The organism is Roseomonas sp. CAU 1739, from assembly GCF_039839775.1.
Lineage (GTDB): Bacteria > Pseudomonadota > Alphaproteobacteria > Acetobacterales > Acetobacteraceae > Neoroseomonas.
Map to the genome: position 1 here is coordinate 1 of NZ_JBDOQQ010000047.1, position 5146 is coordinate 5146.

Annotated in this window: 4 protein-coding genes; all 4 read right to left on the reverse strand. The window is 67.4% G+C overall.

Annotated features, from left to right (window positions below):
• Positions 1 to 1678: recombinase family protein (locus AAFN86_RS29475; protein WP_347547295.1), on the reverse strand; the 1678-nt coding region annotated here is incomplete at its 3' end.
• Positions 1675 to 2829: a hypothetical protein gene (locus tag AAFN86_RS29480; protein WP_347547297.1), complete on the reverse strand. Its 1155-nt coding sequence runs from the start codon at positions 2827 to 2829 to the stop codon at positions 1675 to 1677. The genes AAFN86_RS29475 and AAFN86_RS29480, both read right to left, overlap by 4 nt.
• Positions 2829 to 4583: a hypothetical protein gene (locus tag AAFN86_RS29485; RefSeq protein ID WP_347547298.1), complete on the reverse strand. Its 1755-nt coding sequence runs from the start codon at positions 4581 to 4583 to the stop codon at positions 2829 to 2831. The genes AAFN86_RS29480 and AAFN86_RS29485 overlap by 1 nt, the downstream gene beginning before the upstream one ends.
• 147 nt (positions 4584 to 4730) lie before the next feature.
• A complete protein-coding gene (locus AAFN86_RS29490) occupies positions 4731 to 4940 on the reverse strand; it encodes a helix-turn-helix domain-containing protein (RefSeq protein ID WP_347547300.1) in 210 nt (69 codons plus the stop codon).
• Positions 4941 to 5146 lie beyond the last annotated feature (206 nt).

Sequence of the window (5146 nt, forward strand, 5' to 3'; positions counted from 1 at the left end):
GCCCCCTCATAGTCCCTTTTGCCGAACATGAGGACAAACCGGAAACGAGGTCGCGGCATTTCGCATCATCTCCGTTGGGAAAGGCGCCGGCGGCCTTGAGCATGGCCATGAGTTGCCCGACCAGCTCGATCCCGGGCGGGTCGTCGGGATCATCGCCGGGCGTCACGATGACCTTGTCGATCAAGGCCCGTGCCGCCTCCAGCACGTCCTGGCCCTGCCCGGCATCAATCCCTCGCCGCAACTCGGCCACGCGTTCTGCGTAGGTCTGCGCGAGGTTGGGATGCAATGCCGGTGGTGCGGTGCTGGCCTCTGCCGAGGCTTCGTGCAGTTCATTGCGCCGTGCCTCGAGCTCGGACAGCTTCTGCTGGATGCCGGACGCCTTCAGCCCGTCCGCGATCGCCTCCAGGATGTTCTCGATCTTGCGTTCAATGACCTTCAGCTCCCGCCGGCGGACGTCGATGCCGGAGGAGGCCTCGGCCGCCATGCGGTTCCACTCGGCGATGAATTCCGTGCAGAACGCGGCGACGAGATCCGGCCGCATCAGCCGGTTCCCGAGAACCTCCAGGACCTGGGCTTCCAGCTTCGGCCGGCGGACCAGGCGCTGGTTGGTGCAGCCCTGGCTGGCGCGGGCGGCGCCACAACCGAGGTAATCGCGGCCGACGGCCGAAAAGAGCCGCCCGCAACACCCACAGACCACCTTCCCGCTCAGGAGATGCTTGGGGCGACGACGATCCCAGAACGCTGCCTTTGCCTGCTGCACCACGGGTGTTGCTTCTGCCGCCAAGCGCGCCTGCGCATCCTCCCACAGGTCGTCATCGATGATGCGCAGCCCCGGGACAATGGTTTCGACAGTGGTGTTCTTGGGGTGCGGACGCACGACATAGCCGCCGCGGACCGGGTCGCGGATGCGGGTGTACCGGTTCCAGATCTGTCGGCCGGCATAGAGAGCATTACGCAATAGCCCGTTGTCACGCGCAGGCCGACCGCGGATGGTCCAGTCATGCCAGGGCCGGCCGTCCGGCCCGGTGATACCCTCCGTATTGAGCGCGCGGGCAATGGCGAGCGGGCTGGCCCCGCCGACATAATCGCGAAAGATGCGCCGGACGACAGCGGCGCACGCCGGATCGATCTCGCGCAATCCCCGCACGGGTTCTCCATCAGCGCCGAACGTGCGGACCGCCCGATAGCCGTAAGCGAGGCGCCCGGTCCCGAAACCCTGACGGGCACGCCCCTCCAGGCCCCGATGCGTCTTTTGCGCCAAATCCTTGAGGTACAGCGCCCCCATGGTCCCTTTGAGCCCGACCTGCAGCTCGGAGATGACGCCCTCGGCGAGCGTGACAACTTCGACCCGGGCAAAGACGGCGAGCTTGTGGAACGCGGCGACGTGCTCGAGGTCGCGCGACAGGCGGTCCAGGCTCTCGGCGAGGACAATGTCCAACTCGCCCTTGCGGATGGCCTCAAGCAGCGCCTGGTAGCCGGGACGCAGCGTGGTGGCGCCGGAAATGGCGGCGTCGGTGAACGTGCCGACCACGCACCAGCCTTCACGCTCGGCGCGGACATGGCAGATGCGTAGCTGGTCCTCGATCGAAGCTTCCCGCTGGTTGTCGGAGCTGTACCTGGCATAGAGGGCGCAGCGGGGAGTCTTGGTGCCTGCGATGGTGGGATCGGTACGGCTCATGGCGTGGTCTCCGCACGGGCCCGCAGGCGCTGTCGGGCTGCTCTCCGGAGCTTGGCCATCAGGTCGTGATGGCGGCGCAAGGCGAGTCGGCTGTCAGTCAAGATATAACTGCGTTCGGTCGTGCCCAGCTTGGTGTGATGCAGCATGTGCTGAGCCATTCGAACATGGTCGGGATCCTCGTTCGACACCGTCGTCGCCAGGCAGTCACGAAACAGGTGGGCATTCACGTAATGGCCAAAGCGGCGCGTCGTGTGGCGCTGCAGAGCCTTGCTTAGCCCACCCGGGGTGAGCGGCGTGCCACCCTGGCCAACCCACAGGATCGCCCCGGCCGGCCGTGGCGGACGCGCGGGATCGACCGACACCTTGGCGGCCATGAGGATGGGGCGCACGTGCTCCAGGTAGCGATCGAGATTCGGGATCAACTCCGCCGGCCATGGCGTTTCAATCGGGCGCTTGGTCTTGGTCTCGTCACCCGCAAAGTTCAGCGTCACCCTGTCGCCGGATCGGCGGAGGTGGCGGCCGATCGCGATGCCGAGGAAGTTCGTGACCCGCAGGGGGCGCAGCGCCAGCAGCGCGATCATCAGGCCGTCGCGGAAGTCCCGCGCGGCGGCCACACGCTGCCGCGGCTGCGTCGTTGTCACGCTGGGCTCGTCCAGGACGCCGCCGGCCTGCTCCATCAGCTCATGCCCGAATTGCAGCAGCTCTTGGGCGGGCACCAAGCGGGACCGCTTGTCACGGGTCGGCCTGGCCTCACGTTTGAGGTTGTTATGGGCCTGCTGCAGCCAGCGCCAATCATCGTTCGGAAACATCGCCTTACAAAGCATGCAGAACCAGGACAGGTATCCGACCACCGTGCACGGGGCCCGCCCCGCCCGGAGGAAGGCGACGTACTCCCTGAACCGCTCGGGCGTGATCCGCGTCATCGGCGCCTCATCGGCCAGAGCAATGCCCTGGTCCAGCAGCCAGGCCAGCCACCGCCCATAGGCACCCATCGCATTGCGCTGCATCGCAGGGCGCCACATGGCGGCATGGCCGCCCGGCTCGAGGAAATCCGGGCGCCGGTTGGCAGCGTCCCAGGCCTGCTGATCACGCGCGGGCCATTGCGCCAGCGGCAGGGCGGCGTGCTCGCGCGTGGTCGGTTGCGCCGACATCAGCGCTTGCCTCCCGGCGCCGGGTTGGAGGTCGGGCGGGGCTTCTTGCGATAGGCCCCGCGCGCCATCGCATCGGCGCGCAGGGTGCCCATCAGGTCGCCATAGTCCGCGATCGCCATGGACGCCTCGAGGCCGCTGTAATGCGCCATGGTCGTTGCCAACGACTTGTGGCCCAGAATGCGCTGCACCTTGCCATGGGCGCCACGATCGTCCCGGAGGGTGAGATAGCCCGTCAGGGACCGGAAAACATGCGGGTTGAGGATCAGCCCGCAATGCGTCGCTGCCGCCTTGCGGATCTGGCTGCGCAGGCCCTCACCGGTCTTGGGCTGGCCCGGCACCGCCCCGGGGAACAACCAGTCGCTCGCGGTGGGGTTCAGGAACGGGCGAAAGCGGTCGATGTAGAAATCGATCCGCTTGGAGACGTCCTTCGGCAGGGGCCCAGAGATCGGCATTTCGTTCTTCGTCTCGTCGGCCGGGATGTCGACGGTGATGCTCTTTCCGGGACCGCGGATCAGGTGGACGCCCAGACGGAGGTGGCCAAGGTTCTCCAGCCGTACGGGCAGATGGAGAAGGATATCGATCAGCACCGCGGTCTGCGCCATCTGGGCCAGGCGCTGACCGGGCAGGCCGGCACGGCAGGCCTTGTCCATCAGCAGACCTGGCAGCGTCAGCAGGCGGTCGAGGCGGTCCTGATCCTCCACGGCGGCGCGGAGCCGGCCTTCGGTGCGCGGGGACATGCCGCTGTGGGCGGGGCGGAGCTGCCGCATCATGTTGCGCAGCTCCTCGACGTCAGCTTCCGGCAGCTTCGCCCAGTACTTCCCGATTTGCAGCACCAGGGCGCCCATCTGGAAGGTATGCGCCGAGGATTTCCGCCCAGCGCGCTCCCAAAAGATCCGCAAGGCGACTCGCGTCATGGCCGGAGTCACGACGCTGGCGAGGTCAACCATAGATGCGGGATCAATGCTGCTTTCGACCAGCGCGCCGAGGTAGGCCCGCATCTGGCGCAGCCGGGTCGCCATCGAGGCGGGCCGCAGCGGGCTGAACGGGCGGTTGGTGAAGGGATCGTCGCCGCCGAGCCATGCGCGCCAGCGCTCGATGTCGTCGCGCAGGGTCTGCGGATAGGAGCTGAGCGGCGGCGAGAAGGTGAGACGATGATCCGGCACGGTCAGTCGGCACTGCGGCCAGGCCGGGTGCAGGTCCGCCGCCGCATTCCACAACCGCGCTACCTCGCGGGCCGCACGGACCGGCTCAGCGACCAGGCTGCGGTGCTCGAGGTCGGCAAGGTAGGTTTCCAGCACCGCGTCATCGACCGCGGCCGGCTGGATATCCCTGACGGTGCAGTAGCGTGCGAACCGCCAGGCGTGGAAATGCCGCTCCTGGCCGGGCTCCAGCAACCCAAGGATCGCCAGCCATTCGGCCGACGGGGGGGTGCCGATACGGCTCTGCACCACGATGATGCCGAGATGGGCCAGGGCGGTGGTGACCAGCGAGAGGACGTTGCGCCAGCGGCCGGGGCGGAAGCCCGCCATGGCCGGCGTCACCCCGCGCAGAAGGCGGCGGAGTTCGACCGGATCGGAGGAGATCACCTCCATCGGCTGGCCGAGGCCCTTGGCGAAGGAACGAAAGGCGGAGGACCATTCCTTGCGGCGGCCTTCGGGCAGGGCCTCATCGGCGAGGAAGCATGCGCGCAGTTCCGCCAGGGACGGCAATGTGCCATTCTCCGCCGCGCTCCGGAAATACCCACAAGACGACATTGGTAGATTCCTTGCGACTGTTCGGGTCCCTGGTGAACAAACGTGATTGCGTGTCATTGATAACGTAGTGAAAGACGAGACGGCCGCAGTCACGACGGCCCATGAAGTGCTGGAATTACCTGGACATCAGAGGACATGCGTCTCGCCCTACCGGCAGCGGGCCAGGTAGACCTGCAGATCGTCCTCGGAGACCCGGAGCGAGCGGCCGACGCGGAGGGCGCGCAGCACCTCCGCGGTGATCAGGCGGCGGACGGTCTTTTCGCAGACCGCCAGGCGCTCGGCCGTCTGTTGGACAGTCAGCAGCTTGGCGGGCGGACGCGCGGAGGCGTCCCGCCGCGGCGAAATCGATACGGTCATGATGTGGTCTCTGGAGAGGGGTGACGGCCAACCGCCTTTGCCCACGCATCCCGTGCTACCTGACGCGCCAGGGCGCGGGTCAGGGCACGCAGCAGTTCCTCGGCGTCGGAACGCGCATCATCGGACCCGGCGCGATGCGCCTGGTCGTTCGATGAGCAGCCCCTCTCCGGCGGAGGGGTGACTCGTGGATTTTGGCGGTCGGCCAT